Annotated in this window: 14 protein-coding genes; 8 read left to right on the top strand and 6 right to left on the bottom strand. The window is 72.1% G+C overall.

Annotation, left to right across the window (positions count from 1 at the left end; translation table 11 throughout):
* Positions 1–26: 26 nt before the first annotated feature.
* Positions 27–893, bottom strand: a complete 867-nt coding sequence (locus ACTEI_RS01075; RefSeq protein ID WP_122975920.1) for an LLM class flavin-dependent oxidoreductase — start codon at positions 891–893, stop codon at positions 27–29.
* Positions 893–2,914 carry a HelD family protein gene (locus tag ACTEI_RS01080; protein WP_122975921.1) on the bottom strand — a complete coding sequence of 674 codons (2,022 nt, stop codon included), beginning with the start codon at positions 2,912–2,914 and terminating at the stop codon, positions 893–895. The genes ACTEI_RS01075 and ACTEI_RS01080 overlap by 1 nt, the downstream gene beginning before the upstream one ends.
* A gap of 327 nt (positions 2,915–3,241) precedes the next feature.
* Here ACTEI_RS01080 and ACTEI_RS01085 point away from each other — a divergent pair, with 327 nt between their 5' ends.
* Complete coding sequence (locus ACTEI_RS01085) at positions 3,242–4,093, top strand: menaquinone biosynthetic enzyme MqnA/MqnD family protein (RefSeq protein WP_122975922.1); 852 nt, start codon at positions 3,242–3,244, stop codon at positions 4,091–4,093.
* 73 nt (positions 4,094–4,166) lie between these two features.
* Positions 4,167–5,687, top strand: coding sequence for a hypothetical protein (locus tag ACTEI_RS01090; protein ID WP_145830790.1), 1,521 nt, complete (start codon positions 4,167–4,169; stop codon positions 5,685–5,687).
* A 129-nt stretch (positions 5,688–5,816) separates the two neighbouring features.
* On the opposite strand, the gene ACTEI_RS01095 is transcribed toward ACTEI_RS01090, so the two are convergent.
* From ACTEI_RS01095 to ACTEI_RS01110, 4 genes are all read right to left on the bottom strand, one after another.
* Complete coding sequence (locus ACTEI_RS01095) at positions 5,817–6,773, bottom strand: aldo/keto reductase (protein ID WP_187645966.1); 957 nt, start codon at positions 6,771–6,773, stop codon at positions 5,817–5,819.
* A 259-nt stretch (positions 6,774–7,032) separates the two neighbouring features.
* Positions 7,033–7,863: an SWIM zinc finger family protein gene (locus tag ACTEI_RS01100; RefSeq protein WP_122975925.1), complete on the bottom strand. Its 831-nt coding sequence runs from the start codon at positions 7,861–7,863 to the stop codon at positions 7,033–7,035.
* Between the two features lies 1 nt (position 7,864).
* Positions 7,865–10,924: a DEAD/DEAH box helicase gene (locus ACTEI_RS01105; protein WP_122975926.1), complete on the bottom strand. Its 3,060-nt coding sequence runs from the start codon at positions 10,922–10,924 to the stop codon at positions 7,865–7,867.
* Between the two features lie 29 nt (positions 10,925–10,953).
* Positions 10,954–11,346 (bottom strand): VOC family protein, encoded by a 393-nt coding sequence (locus ACTEI_RS01110; protein WP_122975927.1) that lies wholly within the window; start codon positions 11,344–11,346, stop codon positions 10,954–10,956.
* A gap of 72 nt (positions 11,347–11,418) precedes the next feature.
* Between ACTEI_RS01110 and ACTEI_RS01115 the strand changes: the two genes are divergently transcribed.
* The 6 genes from ACTEI_RS01115 to ACTEI_RS01145 all read left to right on the top strand — a co-directional run bounded on the left by ACTEI_RS01115 (position 11,419) and on the right by ACTEI_RS01145 (position 17,001).
* A complete protein-coding gene (locus tag ACTEI_RS01115) occupies positions 11,419–12,180 on the top strand; it encodes a TetR/AcrR family transcriptional regulator (protein WP_122975928.1) in 762 nt (253 codons plus the stop codon).
* A gap of 33 nt (positions 12,181–12,213) precedes the next feature.
* Positions 12,214–13,458 (top strand): cyclic dehypoxanthinyl futalosine synthase, encoded by a 1,245-nt coding sequence (mqnC, locus tag ACTEI_RS01120; protein WP_122975929.1) that lies wholly within the window; start codon positions 12,214–12,216, stop codon positions 13,456–13,458.
* A gap of 408 nt (positions 13,459–13,866) precedes the next feature.
* Complete coding sequence (locus ACTEI_RS01125; protein WP_239082533.1) at positions 13,867–14,517, top strand: demethylmenaquinone methyltransferase; 651 nt, start codon at positions 13,867–13,869, stop codon at positions 14,515–14,517.
* 366 nt (positions 14,518–14,883) lie between these two features.
* Positions 14,884–15,144, top strand: a complete 261-nt coding sequence (locus tag ACTEI_RS01135; RefSeq protein ID WP_122975931.1) for a hypothetical protein — start codon at positions 14,884–14,886, stop codon at positions 15,142–15,144.
* 116 nt (positions 15,145–15,260) lie between these two features.
* On the top strand, positions 15,261–16,553 hold the full coding sequence (locus ACTEI_RS01140) for a geranylgeranyl reductase family protein (protein WP_122975932.1): 1,293 nt from the start codon (positions 15,261–15,263) through the stop codon (positions 16,551–16,553).
* Positions 16,554–16,635: 82 nt separating this feature from the next.
* Positions 16,636–17,001 (top strand): NADH-quinone oxidoreductase subunit A, encoded by a 366-nt coding sequence (locus ACTEI_RS01145; RefSeq protein ID WP_122975933.1) that lies wholly within the window; start codon positions 16,636–16,638, stop codon positions 16,999–17,001.
* The last annotated feature ends 4 nt before the right edge of the window (positions 17,002–17,005 follow it).

Here is a 17,005-nt window from a genome sequence, read left to right on the forward strand (position 1 = left end):
CCGGCGCGCCGCGCGGCGTCGGCCGGTCAGCGGCCCAGCGCCTGCAACGCCGCCCGGACCTGCGGAATCGGGTCCGGTCCGAGCGGCCGCAGCACGACCGTCGCGGCCCCGGCCTCGGTCAGCGACCGCACCCGGCCGGGAATCTCCGCGGCCGGGCCGATCAGGGTGAAGACCTCCTCCGGCGGCAGCCCCAGCCAGCCGGCCTGATCGGCGACCATCGCGCCGGTCACCTTCGCCGCGTCCGCCGGATCGTCGTTGACGTGCAGGTAGGTGAGGACGATCAGCTCGTGCCCGCCGGTCGCGCCGCCCCGGCGGATGTGCCCGAGCGCATCGGCGAGCTGAGCCGGCCCGTTGCCCTCGGCGATGATCGTGCCGTCGGCGACCCGGCCGGAGAGCTCCAGCGAGCGCGGCCGCACCACGCCGGTGACGATCGGCGGGACCGCCACGGGCGGGTGCACCAGGCGTACGCCGTCGATGCACACCTCGCGCCCGTTCAGCGTCACCGTCTCGCCGCGCAGCAGCCCCTGCACCACGAGGATCGTCTCCTCCAGCATGGCCAGCTTGGACTTCGGCTCCACGCCGACCTGGCGCATCCACTCCGGCACGCCGTGCCCGAGGCCGGCGACCAGGCGGCCGGGGTACACCCGGGCGAGCGTGGCCAGTTCCATGGCGAGCAGGGCCGGGCTGCGCAGCGGGGCCGGGGTGATCCCGATGCCGACCCGGATCCGGGACGTGGCGGCCAGGGCCAGCGCGGCCGCGCTGATCGAGCCGGCCCAGCCCAGGTCTTCCACCACCCAGAGGTCGTCGGCGCCGGCCTCCTCCACGGCCACGGCGAAGGTCTGCAGATCTTCAGGGGACAGGTCGCGGTCGAACATCACTCCGATGCGGGACATCAGGCGATGTTAAGCGGTCCCGGAAGGGGACGGGCGTGCACGACCGCGAGCCGGGTCACCGCGCGGGTGAGCACCACGTACAGCCGGTTGAGGCCGCGTGGCTCGGCGGCCACGATGTCGGCCGGCTCGTGCACGATGACATGGTCGTACTCCAGGCCCTTGACGACGGTCGCCGGGACCACCATGACGCGCGCCGTGGCCTCGAGGTCGTCGGGCGTCGCGTGCTCGATGCCGGCGGCCGTGAGGTGGTCGCGCAGCCGCTCCACCGCGGCGTCCGCCGCGATCACCGCGACCGAGCCCTCGTGCGCCAGCGCCGCGCCGACCTCGGCCAGGGTGCGCGCGTCCAGGTCGGCCGGCTCGGCGACGGGCACGACCGCGAGCTCGCCGTCGCGGCGCAGGGAGACCGCCTCCGGGACATCGACGCCGAGCGCCGGGAGCAGGCGGTTGGCCAGGGCCACCACGGCTTCCGGTACGCGGAAACCGACGGTCAGCGGCACGACCGAGGCGTCCGGTTTGCCCAGGTGTTCGAGGATGTCCCGCCAGTCGGTGGTGGCCCACGGCGCGGTGCCCTGGGCCAGATCGCCGAGCAGGGTGATCGAGCCGTGCTCGCTGCGCCGGGCAATCGCGCGGGCCTGCATGGGCGACAGATCCTGCGCCTCGTCAACGACCACGTGACCGAAACTGCTCTCCCGGTCCAGCAGGCCCGCGGCCTCGTCGAGCAGGACCAGGTCGGCCGCCGTCCATCGGGCCGACTTCACCGTTCTGGGCGGCGTGGTCCAGCGGATCATGTCCTGCTCCTCGGCGGTGAGCACGTCCCCGGCGATCGACGGGTCGGTCAGCACGCCCGCCACCAGGGACTCCGGGGTGACGGCCGGCCAGCAGGACTCCAGGAAGCCGGTCACCGGGGCGGCCTTGCTCATCCGGCGCAGCCAGGACTCGCTCGGCGAGTTGCCGGTGCGGTACTCCGACTGGCGTTGCAGCAGGCCCACCACGCGGGCCCGGACCCGCTCGCGGCCGACCGAATACGGCAGTCCCTCGCGGCGTGCCTCGTCGACGATCCGGAGCAGCGGCCCGGTGTCGATCCGCCAACGGTACGAGCCGTCCGACACCATGATCGGCTCGGTCGGCTCGGCCAGGCGGCTCCACAGTGCCCGGCGCAGCACCTCGGCCATCCGTACGTCGTGCTTGACGAGCGCGGCCGGCGCCGGATCGGCGGCCCGGACCGGAGCCCGGGCGATGAGCTCGTCCAGCGTGGACTGCTGCACCTCGACCTCACCCAGGGTGGGCAGCACCGCCGAGATGTACGACAGGAAGGCGGTGTTCGGCCCGACGATCAGCACCCCGGACCGGCGCAGCCGCTCCCGGTGCAGGTAGAGCAGGAACGCCGCGCGGTGCAGCCCGACCGCGGTCTTACCGGTCCCGGGCGCGCCCTGCACGCAGATCGAGTCGGCCAGCTCGGCCCGGACCAGCTCGTCCTGCTCCGGCTGGATGGTGGCGACGATGTCCCGCATCGGCCCGACGCGCGGCCGCTCGATCTCGGCGGTCAGGATCCGGCTGCTGGTGCCCAGCTCCTCGCCGCGGTCCAGGTGCTCGTCCTCGAAACTGGTCAGCTCGCCCTTGACGAAACCGAACCGGCGGCGGGTGGCCACCCCCTGCGGGTCACGCACGCTGGCCCGGTAGAACGAGCGGGACAGCGGCGCCCGCCAGTCCAGCACCATCGGCTCGCCGGCGTCGTCGGTGACGTGCCGGCGGCCCACGTGGTAGGCGGTGTCCTCGATGTCGAGGCGGCCGAAGAAGAGCGGGGTGTCCGGGTCGTCGGCGAGCTCCTTGACCCGGCGGGCCATGTGCCGGCCCAGCTGTTCGGCGGTGTAGGAGTCGCCCGCCACCCGGTCGCCGGTGGCGAAGAGGGCCTCGGCGCGGCCGCGCATCCGGCGCAGCGCGGCCCGGGACTCGCTCAGATGGCGGCGTTCCTCGGCGAGTTCGGTGTCCAGACGGTCGTCGTGCAGGTCAGGCGCGGGCACGGGGCATCCTCGGCGGGCTGGTCGGGGCTGCGCTCGCGTATCCGGAAGGCGGGTCGGCCGCCGCCGGCGCGGGGGGACGTCCGCTGCGGTGCATGCTCACCACGGCCGTCAAGCGGGCCTCCACGCTACCGCCCGAGCCTCCGCTGTCCACCGAATTTCGGCCGGGTCCCGGTGACCCGGTCGCGGGGGCGCGCGGCACGTTCGCCGCACCGTGCTCGTCGCCGGCCGGCCGCGGGGCGCGCTCGGCGGCCTGCCGCTGGTGCGACGTGAGCCACCAGTCACCCCGCCGACCGGTGCATCCGCCGACCTCGGGGATACCGTCGCTGCATGAGCGACAGCGTCCGTCGGCCCCGGGTCGGGCACATCCAGTTCCTCAACTGCCTCCCGATCTACTGGGGGCTGATGCGTTCCGGCGCGCTGCTCGACGTGGATCTGCACAAGGACACCCCGGACCGGCTCAGCGCCGCCCTCGTCGCCGGCGACCTGGACATCGGACCGATCACCCTGGTGGAGTACCTGAAGCACGCCGATCAACTGCTTCTCCTGCCCGACCTGGCGGTCGGCAGCGACGGTCCGGTGCTCTCGGTCAACCTGGTCTCCACCCGGCCGCCGGTCGAGCTCGACCAGCGCCCGGTGGCGCTCGGCTCCACCTCGCGCACCGGCGTCCTGCTGGCCCAGATGCTGCTCTCCGAGAGGTATGCGGTCGAGCCCGCCTACTTCCGCTGCCCGCCCGACCTGTCGCAGATGCTGCAGGAGGCCGACGCCGGAGTGCTGATCGGCGACCCGGCGCTACGCGCGATGTACGAAGCGCCCGCGCTCGGCCTGCAGGTGATCGACCTGGCCGACGCCTGGCGGGAGTGGACCGGGCTGCCGATGGTCTTCGCCGTCTGGGCGGTCCGCAAGGACTTCGCGACCGCCCACCCCGGCCAGGTGAAGGACGTGCACCAGGCGTTCCAGCGGTCCAAGGAGGTGTGCCTGGGCGAGCTGGACGCGGTGGCCGAGGCGGCCGCGCGCTGGGAGCCGTTCGACGCGGCCACGCTGGCCAACTACTTCCGGGCGCTGGACTTCTCCCTCGGCGAGCGGCAGATCCGGGGCGTGCAGGAGTTCGCCCGGCGTGCCGCAAATCGCGGAGAGGTGCCGCCGCTGCCACGGGACGAGCTCCTCTTCGCCGAGGTTTGATCTTTCCTGCGCACAGGCCGTACGCTGCTCGAACTCTCTCCAGCCGCGACCTGGCGGCCTAAGCTCGAAGACGGTGACCATGCGTTTGCGCGCCCTGCTCCGCCGCCTCGCCCTGCCGCCGGTAGCAGCCGGTCTGGCCGTGGCCGGGCTGGCCCTCCCCGCGCAGGCCGACGACCCGGCACCCGGCGATGTCCCGATGGTGTTGCTCAACATCACCGACGCCGTGACGGTGATCGACGGCCAGGCCAAGACGGTCAAGTTCGAGGTCCACAACTTCGGTGGCGCGGAGGCGAAGGACGTCGTCATCGGCTTCGCGAACGGTCTCGAGCCGGTGCCGGCCGACATCGGGTTCGTCCCGCCGGCCGGCTGCTCGGCCGCCGCCTGCGAGATCGACAAGTTGGCGGCCGGGGAACGGCGCGGCTACACCCTCACCGTGCGGCCGGATGTCTCCTCCACCACGAACCTCACCTCGTACTTCGACGTCACCAGCACGGTGGGCGGCGAAGAGACCGACAAGGTGCAGGTGCAGGTGGTGCGGACCACCGAGAGCGGTGTCGACATCGAGGTCGCCGGCGTCAAGGACATGCGGCTGGGCCGTGGCCAGAGCGCCGACGTGCCGCTGACCGTCCGCAACACCGGCAACGCGCCGTCCGGCGCGCTGGGCGTGGTGCTGCTGGCCCAGAGCGGTGTCGAGCCGATCCTCGACTACCGCAACTGCGAGAAGGACACCGAGGTCGAGGGCATGGTCTGCCTGCTCGACGAGCCGCTGCCGGCGGGCGCGGAGGCCGGTCTGCCGGCATCCACCCCGGTGCGGATCCGGGTCGGCGCGGACACGCCCGGCCCGGCGGACTACTACGGGCTCGTCGGGGTGGTCGGTCTGACCGACGACTACGCGGCCGCCTTCAGGAAGCGCAACGCGACCAGGACCGGCGCCGCATTGAAGCTGGAGACGACCGTCTCGGCGGCCGGCATCACCGACGACGACGTCACCGACGACCTCAACCCGGCGGACAACATCGCCGAGTTCGCGGTCCGGGTCGGCCGCTCGGAGGCGGACAGCAAGGCCATCGGCGGCGCCTTCACCGGTACCGCCGGTGACCTCTCCACGGTCAAGGTGGGCAGCCAGAACCTGGGGCCGACCGCGAAGGTGCCGTTCAACAGCAAGTGGGACGATTACGTGCACGTCAACGTGCCGACGAACGTCAAGCTGACCGAGGTCGACCCGTGGTGCCTGCCCGGCACCGCGCCGAACGATCTGGACCTCGATGGCGGCCTGGACAGCCGGGACTGGGTCTGTTTCGTGCTCGACCAGCTGCCCAGAAACGGCAAGGCGCTGTTCACCTTCCAGGCCATGATCCAGGAGGGTGCGCACGAGGCCGGGTACGTCCGGGTGGACGGCGGCCCGCAGGACTCCCGGCACGGCAACGACAAGGCCGCGCTGACCGTGGCGTCGGGCGACGAGGACGAGGTGAGCCTGCCGATCACCGGCCCGTCCGCGGGCCTGCTCGCCGCGGGCGGCGCGGTGGTCCTGGTGGCGGGCGTGATCGCGTTCCGGATGGCGCGCCGTCGCCGGATCGTCACCGTCGTCGAATGACCGCTCCGCGTTACTGCGGAGGCTTCCCTGGGCGGTGATCCCCCCGGGGGCGTGAATCCAACGGGGGCCGGGTGCATCGCACCCGGCCCCCGTTGCGTTGTTCCCGGAACTATCCCGTTCTCCTGCGGATCAGCCGTTCAGCAGGGCGTCGAGGGCGGCGATGTCGGCCGCGCCCAGATCCCAGCTCGCCGCCGCGGCGTTGGCCTGCACCTGGTCCGGGGTCGTCGCGCCGGCGATGACGCTGGTCACCGCGGGGCGGGCGGCCAGTCCGGCGATCGCCACCTCGAGCAGGCTGTGTCCCCGCTCGGCGCCGAACGCGGTCAGCGCCTCGATGGTGTCCCAGTCGGCATGGGCCAGCCACGGCGCCCACCGCTCCTGGGCCAGTCGGGTGCCGGCCGCGGGCTTCTCGTCGCGCCGGTACTTGCCGGAGAGCAGACCCGAGTCCAGCGGGAAGAACGGCAGCAGGCCCAGCCCGAAGCGCTCGCAGGCCGGAACCACCTCGATCTCCACGTCCCGGTGCAGCAGGCTGTACTGGTTCTGGGCGCTGATGAACGGGGTGAGGTTCGCGGCGCGGGCGGTCCAGTCGGCGTCCGCGATCTGCCAGCCGGAGAAGTTCGAATTGCCGAGGTAGCGCACCTTGCCGGAGCGGACCAGGTCGTCCAGCGCGGCCAGGGTCTCCTCGATCGGGGTCGCCGGGTCCGGCTCGTGCATCTGATAGAGGTCGATGTAATCGGTCTCCAGCCGGCGCAGGGACGCCTCGACCGCGCGCACGATGTAGCGGCGGGAGCCGCGGGCGCCGAAGTCCCGCCCGTTCATCCCTTCCATGTTCATGCCGAACTTGGTGGCCAGCACGACCTCGTCGCGGCGCCCCTTGAGCGCCGAGCCGAGCAGTTGCTCGGAGCTGCCGTGCGGAGTGCCGTAGATGTCCGCGGTGTCGAACAGGGTGATCCCCGCGTCGAACGCGGCGTCCACGACCTCGCGGGTGCCCTCCGCGTCGAGCTTGCGGCCGAAGTTGTTGCAGCCGATCCCGACCACGGACACCACCAGGCCTGATTCGCCGAGCCGGCGGTAGCTCATCTCACTCATGATCCGACCTTAGTTCCCGGAGGCGGGCCAGCCGGGGCAGACCGATACATCGACAACCGCTTACCGGCACCGGTTGTTACGCCTCGCAAGCTCATGGGCACTCTCCGAGAGGCGAATTCCGCGCCGGTCGGGTAGTCTCCAACCCGCCGCGTCCATCGTGGACTCGCCCACGATCGGTCTGCGATGGACGCGGCCCTGCCCTGCTCGCCGCGCTCGACTCGCTGCGGCACGGGCGGCGGTCGATCCGCAGGTGACCGTGTCAGTCCTCCGCCGGGGCCGCCAGATCGCGGTACACCCGGCGCAGCAGGTCGATCAGCGGAATGTGCCGTACCGTGACCGGCGGCGGGTCGAGCGCGCGCAGCAGCAGCTCAGGGGGCGTCCCGCTGCGGGCCGGTCGCTCCCGCAGCCGGCCGAGGCTGATCCCGGGGGAGTAGAAGTCGGCCAGCCGGTCGGTGAGCGGCGGCTCCTCCACGGCCAGCGGATCCACGGTCTCGCCCGGGTCGGCGGTGCCGCGCAGCGCGTCCAGCAGCGGCTCACGCGCGCGTCCGCGCCAGGCGAGGACCAGGAACGGGTCGTCGTCGAAGGCCTCGGCCAGGACGTACAGCGCGGCGGAGCCGTGCTTGCACGGAACGCCCCAGTCCGGGCAGGAGCAGTCGATGTTCAGCTCGGACGGGAACAGCGGCAGCCCGAGATCGGTGAACAGGTCGACGATCTCGCGCGGCATCTCGCCGGCCAGCAGCGCGGCGCGGTAGAGCGCCTGCGCGCCGAGCGCCTCGGTGATCTCCGCCCACTGTGCGTCATCGAAAGCGCTGATACGGATCGTCACCTGGTACGGCGTCGGCCGCGACCCCTGCACCCGGGCGACCATCTGCCCCGGCCGCAACGTGAAGTCGATGACCTGCCCCTTGCGCGCATAGGCGCGCCCGCGGGCGAGCCGTCCGGGATCGCAGATCTCCTCCAGCACGTCGACGAACCGCCGTGACCACCACTGCTCACCGATCGTGCCGCGTTTCGACCGGACCGCGAGCCCGCCGTCCACCTCGATCGCTCGGCTGGCCTCGTAGAACTGGCCGGACCTGTCGAACGGCATCTCAGCCCACCGCCGCCGGGTCGAGCGCGAAGAGTTCCCGCAGCTGATCGGTGCTCAGATCGGTGATCCACTCCTCGCCGGTGCCGACCACCGCGGACGCCAGGGCCTTCTTCCGCTCGATCATCGCGTCGATCTTCTCCTCCAGCGTGCCGGTGCAGATGAACTTGCGCACCTGCACGTTGCGCGACTGTCCGATCCGGAACGCCCGGTCGGTGGCCTGGTCCTCGACCGCCGGGTTCCACCACCGGTCGAAGTGGACGACGTGGTTCGCCGCGGTCAGGTTGAGCCCGGTGCCGGCCGCTTTCAGCGAGAGCAGGAACAGCATCGGCTCGTCCGCCGTCTGGAACCGCTCGACCAGATCGTCGCGGCGCGGCTTGCTGAGTCCGCCGTGCAGCCACAGCACCGGCCGGTCCAGGTGCGCCGCGAGGTACGGCTGAAGCAGCGAGCCCCACTCGGAGTACTGCGTGAAGATCAGGGCCTTGTCGCCGTCCTCGACGATCTCCTCGGCCAGCTCCTCCAGGCGGGCCAGTTTGCCGGACCGGTCAGGCAGCCGCGATCCGTCCTTGAGCAGGTGCGCCGGATGGTTGCAGACCTGCTTGAGCTTCATCATCGCGGCCAGCACGTTGCCGCGCCGCTGGATCCCCTCGCTGCTCTCGATCTCGGCCATCATGTCCTCGACCACGGCCTGGTAGAGGGTGGCCTGCTCGGGGGTGAGCGAGCACCACACCTTCATCTCGTTCTTCTCCGGCAGGTCCGAGATGATGTTCTTGTCGGTCTTGAGGCGGCGCAGCACGAACGGCCCGGTCGCCCGTTTCAGCGCCGCCGTCGCGTCCACGTCCTGGTCGATCTCGATCGGCTCCTGGAACCGGCGGCGGAACCGTTTCGCCGGCCCGAGCAGCCCGGGGTTGCAGAAATCCATGATCGACCACAGCTCGGCCAAATGGTTCTCCACCGGGGTGCCGGTCAGCGCCAGCCTGGTTCGCGCCGGGATGGCCCGCACCGCCTGGGACTGGCGGGTGCCGCTGTTCTTGATCGCCTGCGCCTCGTCGCAGGCCACCCGGCTCCAGCCGACCTCGCGCAGCGCCTCCAGGTCTCGGGCGGCGGTGCCGTAGGTGGTGAGGACCAGATCCGCCGCGGCGACCGCGGCGAGGAAGTCCTCCCCGCGCTGCCGGGTGCTGCCGTGATGCACGTAGACCCGCAGCTGCGGGGCGAACCGGGCGGCCTCCTTCTGCCAGTTCGTGATCAGGGACATCGGGCAGATCAGCAGGGTCGGCGCGACCTCGCCCGGTGCGGCGCCGGCCCGCTCGGTGAGCAGCAGCGAGATGGCCTGCGCGGTCTTGCCCAGGCCCATGTCGTCGGCGAGAATCCCGCCCAGCCCGAGCCGGCTGAGGAAGTGCAGCCAGGACAGGCCGCGCTCCTGGTACGGCCGGAGCGTGCCGCGGAAGCCGGTCGGAGTGGGCGTCGGGTCGAGGCGCTCCGACGCCTGACCGGAGAGCAGGTCGCCGAGGGTGCCGTCGGCGTCCACATCGACCAGTGGCAGGTCCTCCTCGCCGCCCTCGACCACCTGCTGCAGCACCTCGGCCGCGGTCAGCTCGCCGCTGCGCCGCCGGTTGACCGCCTTGAGGGCGGCCCTGAGCTGACGGTCGTCGAGCTCCACCCACTGCCCGCGGACCCGTACCAGCGGCACCTTGAACCGGGCCAGCTCGGCCAGCTCCTCGGCGCTGACCGGGCCGTCGCCGATGACGAGGTCGAGCCGGAAGTCGACGATCTCGGTGAGGCCGAATCCGGAGCCGGCCGCCGCCCGTGACGCGCCGGCCTTGGACCGGGAGCGGGTGGTCAGTTTCAGCCCGACGCCCTTGCGCCCGGCCCAGGCCGGCAGCTGCACCCCGAACCCGGCCGCCTGCAGCAGCGGGGCAGCCTGGCGCAGGAACTCGTAGGCCTCCGCGGTGCTCAGCGGCATCGCGGCCGGTCGCGGTTGGCGCAGCGCGGTGTGCAGCTGGGGGAACAGCCGGACGGCCCGGCCCAGCCCGGCGAGCAGCGCCTCGTCGGGGCGGCGGGGCAGCCCGGGGAAGCGCTCACCGGCCCAGACCGCCTCGGCGGGCAGATAGAGCCCGGAGTCCTCGGCCGACTGCAGGGCGAACTCCAGCTCCCACTCGTCCTCCCCGGGCTCCGGCTCGACCAGCCGGAAGCTGACCCGGATCGGGCTGTTCGCCGCCTGCGCCGCGCGCATCCAGTCGTCCAGTGCCCTGCGCAGGTCGCGCAGCTCGGTGCCGCCCGCCCCGGGCAGGGTGGGATCGGCCGCGGTCAGCGCCGTGACCCACCGATCGGGCAGCGGCGCCCGCGAGCCGGCGCGATGTCCGCCCAGGATCCGCTCCGGCAGGGTGGCACGGGCGGCCGCGTCCAGCATCGTCTCGAGCGCGTCCCGCAGGGTCCGGCCGACGCCCTCGCCCGCCGGCGCGGCGGCAGCGGCCCGGCCGGGTCGCGGGGGCGCGCCGAGGGCCCGGACCACCGGCGGCATCCCGGCGGCGAAGTCGCGGTAGGCGGCCAGGTCGGAGCCGGTCAGCACGGAGCGCCAGCGTGCGGCCGGAACGCCCTCCTCGATCACCAGCTGCGGCAGCATCCGGCCGTGCCGGGCGAGATCGCGGGCCCAGCCGGCGAGCAGGCAGAGATAGCGCAGCGAGGCGCCGGCCACCCAGGGCGCCGCCGGGTCCGGTTCGGCGAGCGAGCCGAGCACGGTCAGCGCCGACTCGCCCGGGACCGACAGGGTCGGCACCGTCCAGGACGCGAGGCGGACGCCGCGCGGTGCGGCGGTCTCCAGGCCGGTCTCCGGCGAGGGAACCGGGCCGCGCGGGGTGGCGGGCAACCCGATGGTGGCGACGCCGGCGGACGCCTCCGGGATCGGCAGGGCGGTGCTCAGCGTCTCGGCGTCGGCCGCGAAGGGGTGCGGTCGCACCCTGGCCCGGGAGGCCGGAGGCGCATCGGGCCCCGGAGCCTCGGCCCAGAGCAGCAACCGGCCTGGGCGCCCGGATCCGGGCGCCCAGCCGCCGTGAACGACGAGCAATTCCAACCCCCTGAACGAGTCCGTCGAGATTATCGGCCCGGCGCGGGCTCGGCCCAGGACGCCAACTCGTAGACGACCCCATTGGGGTCGGTGACCAGCAGCAGCCGCTCGCCCCAGGGCTCCTCCCGGATGGGCAGCGACGGCTCGACCCCCTCGGCGCGCAGTCTGTCCTGCTCCGCGTCCAGGTCGTCGACCACGAAGGCGACGATCGTGCCGGCGACCGGCACGTGCCGCAGCTCGGGTGGCAGCACCTCCAGCCCGACGGCGTGGAACACCACGTCCACCCCACCGTCGGCACGGCTGAGGGAGGCGAAGCCCTCGGCGGACATCCGCTCGGTGTAGCCGAAGTGGTCCGCGAGAAACTTGCTGGAGGCCGGAACGTCGTCGACGGTGAGCGCGACGACGGACGACGTGATCTGCATGACGCCTCCCCGGGGGCGGGTTAGTTGTACGCCGTACACAATACGCCGTACAGGAAAGGAGTGCCACCCGAGATGGCCGAAGCGCGTCGCACCATCGATCTGCTCTGGTTTCCGGAGGCGGTCGAGCGCAAGCGAGGCCGGCGTCCGGGCCTCAGCGTCGCCCGCGTGGTGGACACCGGCATCGCCCTGGCCGACGCCGAGGGGCTGGACGCGGTGTCGATGCGCCGGGTGGCGGGCGAGCTCGGCGTGGTGCCGATGACGCTGTACACCTACGTCCCGGACAAGGCCACCCTGCTGGAGCTGATGCTGGACCGGGTGTACCTGGCGATGCCGCGGGTGCCGCTGCCGGACCGGCCCTGGCGGGAGCGGCTCACGGCGATCGCCGAGGAGAACCGCGCGCTGGTCGAGAACCACCCGTGGGTGGCCGCGATGCCGGCCAACCGGCCGCCGCTGGGCCCCGGCCTGATGGCGAAGTACGAGCACGAGCTGCGCGCCTTCGACGGCTGCGGGCTGGACGACGTGGAGATCGACTCGGCGCTGACCTTCCTGATCGGCTTCGTGCAGTCCGCGGCGCGGGCCGCCGCCGACGCGCGGGCCGCGGCCGGGCGCAGCCACGAGACCGACTGGGCCTGGTGGCAGGAGCGCGGGCCGGTCTTCGAGGCGGTCTTCGACCGGCACGCCTACCCGACCGCGACCCGGGTCGGCGCGGCCGCCGGCGCGGCGCTCGGCACCGCCTACGATCCCGCGCACGCATACGCCTTCGGCCTGCAGCGTGTCCTGGACGGACTCGGCGCGCTGATCGACAGCCGGCGCTCCGGTGACGCGGGCCGCTGACGGCGGTCCGGGGGTGGACGTACGCTTCCTCTCGTGACGGTGAACCCGGAGATCGACAGCATCCTGCAGCGTGGCGCTGACGGCGGGCGGATCACGCCCGAGGAGGCCCTGCTGCTCTACACCGAGGCCCCGTTCCACGCGCTGGGCGAGGCGGCCGACGCGGTCCGGCGCCGACGCCATCCGGACGGCATCGTCACCTATCTGATCGACCGCAACATCAACTACACGAACGTGTGCGTCACCGCGTGCAAGTTCTGCGCGTTCTTCCGGGCCCCGAAGCACCGGGAGGGCTGGTCGCACCCCACCGAGGAGATCCTGCGCCGCTGCGGCGAGGCGGTCGAGCTCGGCGCCACCCAGGTGATGCTGCAGGGTGGCCACCACCCGGAGTACGGCGTGGAGTACTACGAGGAGCTGTTCTCCTCGGTCAAGCAGGCCTACCCGCAGCTGGCCATCCACTCGATCGGGCCGAGCGAGATCCTGCACATGGCCAAGGTCTCGAACACCTCGATCGAGGAGGCGATCGTCCGGATCAAGGCCGCCGGGCTGGACTCGATCGCCGGTGCCGGCGCCGAGATGCTGCCCGAGCGGCCGCGCAAGGCGATCGCCCCGCTGAAGGAGAGTGGCGCCCGCTGGCTCGAGGTGATGGCGGTGGCGCACCGTAACGGCCTGTCCTCGACCGCCACCATGATGATGGGCACCGGCGAGACCAACGCCGAGCGCATCGAGCACATCCGGATGATCCGCGACGTGCAGGACCTGGCGGTGGCCAACGGCTACCGGGACGTCTCGGTCGAACAGTCGCACGAGGTCGGCGGCTTCCGCGCCTTCATCCCGTGGACCTACCAGCCGGAGAACAACCACCTCAAGGGCCGCACCCAGGCCACCACGATGGAATACCTGCGGTTCATCGCGGTGTCCCGGCTCTTCTTCGACAACGTCGCGCACCTGCAGGCGTCCTGGCTGACCACCGGCAAGGACATCGGCCAGCTCGCGCTGCACATGGGCGTCGACGACCTGGGCTCGATCATGCTGGAGGAGAACGTGATCTCCTCGGCCGGGGCGCGGCACCGCTCCAACCTGCGGGAGCTCATCTCGATGATCCGCACCGCCGACCGCATCCCGGCCTGGCGCGACACGTGGTACCGGCACCTCGCGGTGCACCGGACGCCCGCCGACGACCCGACCGACGACCGGGTGGTCTCGCACTTCTCGTCGATCGCGCTGCCCGGCGGCGGGTCCTCGGGCCGCACCCGGCTGCCGCTGGTGGACGCCCGGTAGGACACGAGCGCCGGAAAGTACGACGGGGTCGGGCCGGTGCCTGCCCGGCTGCCGCGGGTGTCGGCCGGGCCGGGCTTTTCGGCGCGCCCCGCCTGACCGTTCGGTCAGGGTGGGGCTCGCCGGACCGGTGAGGCTGGATTGCTCCTTCGTAACGAGCCCGCGGGTTGCCTGTACCGGCTCCATCCGGCTGGTTACGTTGCCTGTCGTAAGGCAGCGGAACACTCATTCGTCGCCAGGCGGTCAGCGTCGGTGACGAGCAGTCGGACCCGACCGATGGCGGTCGTATATATAACGCACAAGGCGCGGGCGGGATGGGACACCATCCCGCCCGTTCTGTTGTCCGGGGTGGCAGAGTGTTGCGACGTGACACGCGCAGATCTGGACAAGCAGCCGCACGAGGTCGCCGAGATGTTCGACGGCGTGGCCGAGCGGTACGACCTGACCAACACCGTGCTCGCCTTCGGCCGGGACCGCGGCTGGCGCCGGGCCACCCGGGCGGCGCTCGGCCTGCGGCCCGGGGAGCGGGTCCTGGACGTCGGCGCGGGCACCGGCGTCTCCACCGATGAGCTGGGCCGGTCCGGGGCGTTCGCGGTCGGCGCGGACCTGTCGGTCGGGATGCTGCGGGCGGGCCGGCGGGTGCGGCCGGACGTGCCGCTGCTGGCCGGTGACGCGTTGCGGCTGCCGTTCCCGGACGCCACCTTCGACGCGGTGACCATCTCCTTCGCTCTGCGTAACGTGGTGGACACGGCGGCTGCGCTGCGTGAGTTCGGCCGGGTCACCCGGCCGGGTGGCCGGCTGGTGGTGTGCGAGTTCAGCACCCCGACGAACCGGGCGTTCCGGACGGTCTACATGCAGTACCTGATGCGGTCGCTGCCGGTGGTGGCGCGTGGCGTGTCGAGCAACCCGGACGCGTACGTCTATCTGGCCGAGTCGATCCGGGCGTGGCCGGACCAGGCGGAGCTGGCCGGGCGGATCGCCGAGGCCGGGCCGTGGGACCGGGTCGGCTGGCGGAACATGACCGGCGGCGTCGTGGCGCTGCACCGCGCGACCCGGCGCTGATCACCAGCCGGGCGCGGGCACGCGGCGACGCTGGACTCCCGGTCGGTCATCAGGCGCGGCCCGCGTTGATCACCGGCCGGTCGCGGGCGTGCGGCGGGCGTCGGTTCCGGGTGGGGCGCGGGCGGCGGCGGGCGTCGGTTCCGGGTGGGGCGCGGGCGTGCGGCGGGCGTCGGTTCCGGGTGGGGCGCGAGCGCGCGGCGGGCGTCGGTTCCGGGCGGGGCGCGGGCGGGATCCCGCGGTCCTGCGGACCCGTGCCGGAGGTCCGGCGGGAGGCGGCCGGAGGCCCGGGCTGATCAACTCGCGCGTGTCAGTGACAAAAGCGGCATTCGACGTACGGAATACGAATCGGCTGTTTAGCTCGAACTCATGACAAAACTCGGGCACCTCGACGACACCGACATCGACATCGCGATCGACGACGGCGAGGCTGGTGAACGGCGCGCCACCGAGCTGGCCAACCGCATCCGGATGGTCGCCGCGCAGGATCCGCTGCTCGCGCAGGACCTGGTAGAGGAACTGATTGTCGCGCTGGACCGGGCGATGGGCGGAACCATCCGAGACCACCTGGAGGGGCCGGCGCGTGGGATGGCAGAGCGCCTTTTGGGGGAATCTGACCCGATTCGTTAGCCACGCCGAAACAAATAGCCCCACCTGCGCGCGAAGATCGTCGATAGTCGGCCTAGACTCCGATCGAGGCATGCTTGTGAACTAATTCACGAGCACTGCGGATCGGAGGCTGCACCGTGAACGACCACCCGCCATCCACCGTCACGGACGAGGCTGACGTGATCGTGGTCGGCGCGGGACCGGGCGGCAGCGCGGCCGCCTACCACCTCGCCCGGCACGGCGTACGTGTCCTGCTGCTGGAGAAGACCGAGTTCCCCCGCGAGAAGGTGTGCGGTGACGGCCTGACCCCCCGCGCGGTCCGCCAGCTGGTCCGGATGGGCGTCGACACCTCCGAGAAGGCCGGCTGGCTGCACAACCGTGGGCTGCGCGTGATCGGCGGCGGCGTCCGGCTCGAGCTGGACTGGCCCGAGCTGGCCAGCTTCCCCAACTACGGCCTGGTCCGCACCCGCCTGGACTTCGACGACATGCTGGCCCGCCGCGCGGTGGAGGCCGGCGCCCTGCTGCGCACGAACGTGACCGTGACCGGCCCGGTGCTGGACGAGGACGGGCAGGTGATCGGCGTCGAGGCCAAGGCCGGCCCGGGACGTGAGCCGGTCTCGTACCGCGCGCCGCTGGTGATCGCCGCCGACGGCGTCTCCGGCAAGTTCCCGCTGGCACTGGGCCTGGCCAAGCGTGACGACCGCCCGCTCGGCGTGGCCGTCCGGCGCTACTACCGCTCCCCGGCGCGCTCGGACGACAACTACCTGGAGTCCTGGCTGGAGCTGCGCAGCGCGCAGGACCCGAGCCGGCTGCTCCCGGGGTACGGATGGATCTTCGGCCTGGGCGACGGCCGGGTGAACGTCGGCCTCGGCATCCTGAACTCGTCGGACGCCTTCGGCAAGACCAACTACCGCGCGCTGCTGACCGACTGGCTCGGCTCCACCCCCGCGGACTGGGGGATGCGGGACGAGGCGAACGCGGAGGGCCCGACGCTGGGCGCGGCGCTCCCGATGGGCTTCAACCGGGTGCCGCATTACACCCGTGGAGTGATGCTGGTCGGCGATTCGGGTGGCATGGTCAACCCGATGAACGGCGAAGGCATCGCGTACGCGATGGAGTCCGGCGAGCTGGCCGCCGAGGTGGCCGTGCAGGCGCTGGCCCGCCCGGCGGGGCCGGAGCGGGAGCGGGCGCTGCGGGCGTACCCGGCCGAGCTGAGCCTCCGTTTCGGCGGCTACTACCGGCTGGGCGGGGTGTTCGTGAAGCTGATCGGCAACCCGCAGATCATGCGGCTGGCCACCAAGCACGGCATGCCGCACCCGACGTTGATGAGGTTCGTCCTCAAGCTCCTGGCCAACCTCACCGATCCGCGCGGAGGCGACGCCATGGACCGCATCATCAACGGCTTGACCAGGGTGGCGCCCGCCGTCTGACGACGGAATCGGGCACCCCGACCAAAGGACTACAAAAGCGAAAAACTAGTGTGAAGCGGCTAACAGTCGTACGGGAGAGAAGATGACGATCAACCCATACGTCCCGATCGTCGGGTTGCTGATCCTCGGCGCGCTCTTCGCGTTGTTCTCGGTGTCCGTCGCGCCGATCGTCGGACCGAAGCGCTACAACCGGGCGAAACTCGACGCCTACGAATGCGGCATCGAGCCGGCGCCGCAACCGGTCGGCGGCGGCCGGTTCCCGGTGAAGTTCTACCTGACGGCGATGCTCTTCATCGTCTTCGACATCGAGACCATCTTCCTGTACCCGTGGGCCGTCTCGTTCGAGGCGCTGGGCCTGTTCGGATTCGTGGAAATGGTCCTGTTCATCGTCACCGTCTTCATCGCCTACACGTACGTGTGGCGGCGTGGCGGCCTCAACTGGGACTGATAAC

It is taken from the genome of Actinoplanes teichomyceticus ATCC 31121, assembly GCF_003711105.1.
In the GTDB taxonomy this organism is placed as follows: Bacteria; Actinomycetota; Actinomycetes; order Mycobacteriales; family Micromonosporaceae; genus Actinoplanes; species Actinoplanes teichomyceticus.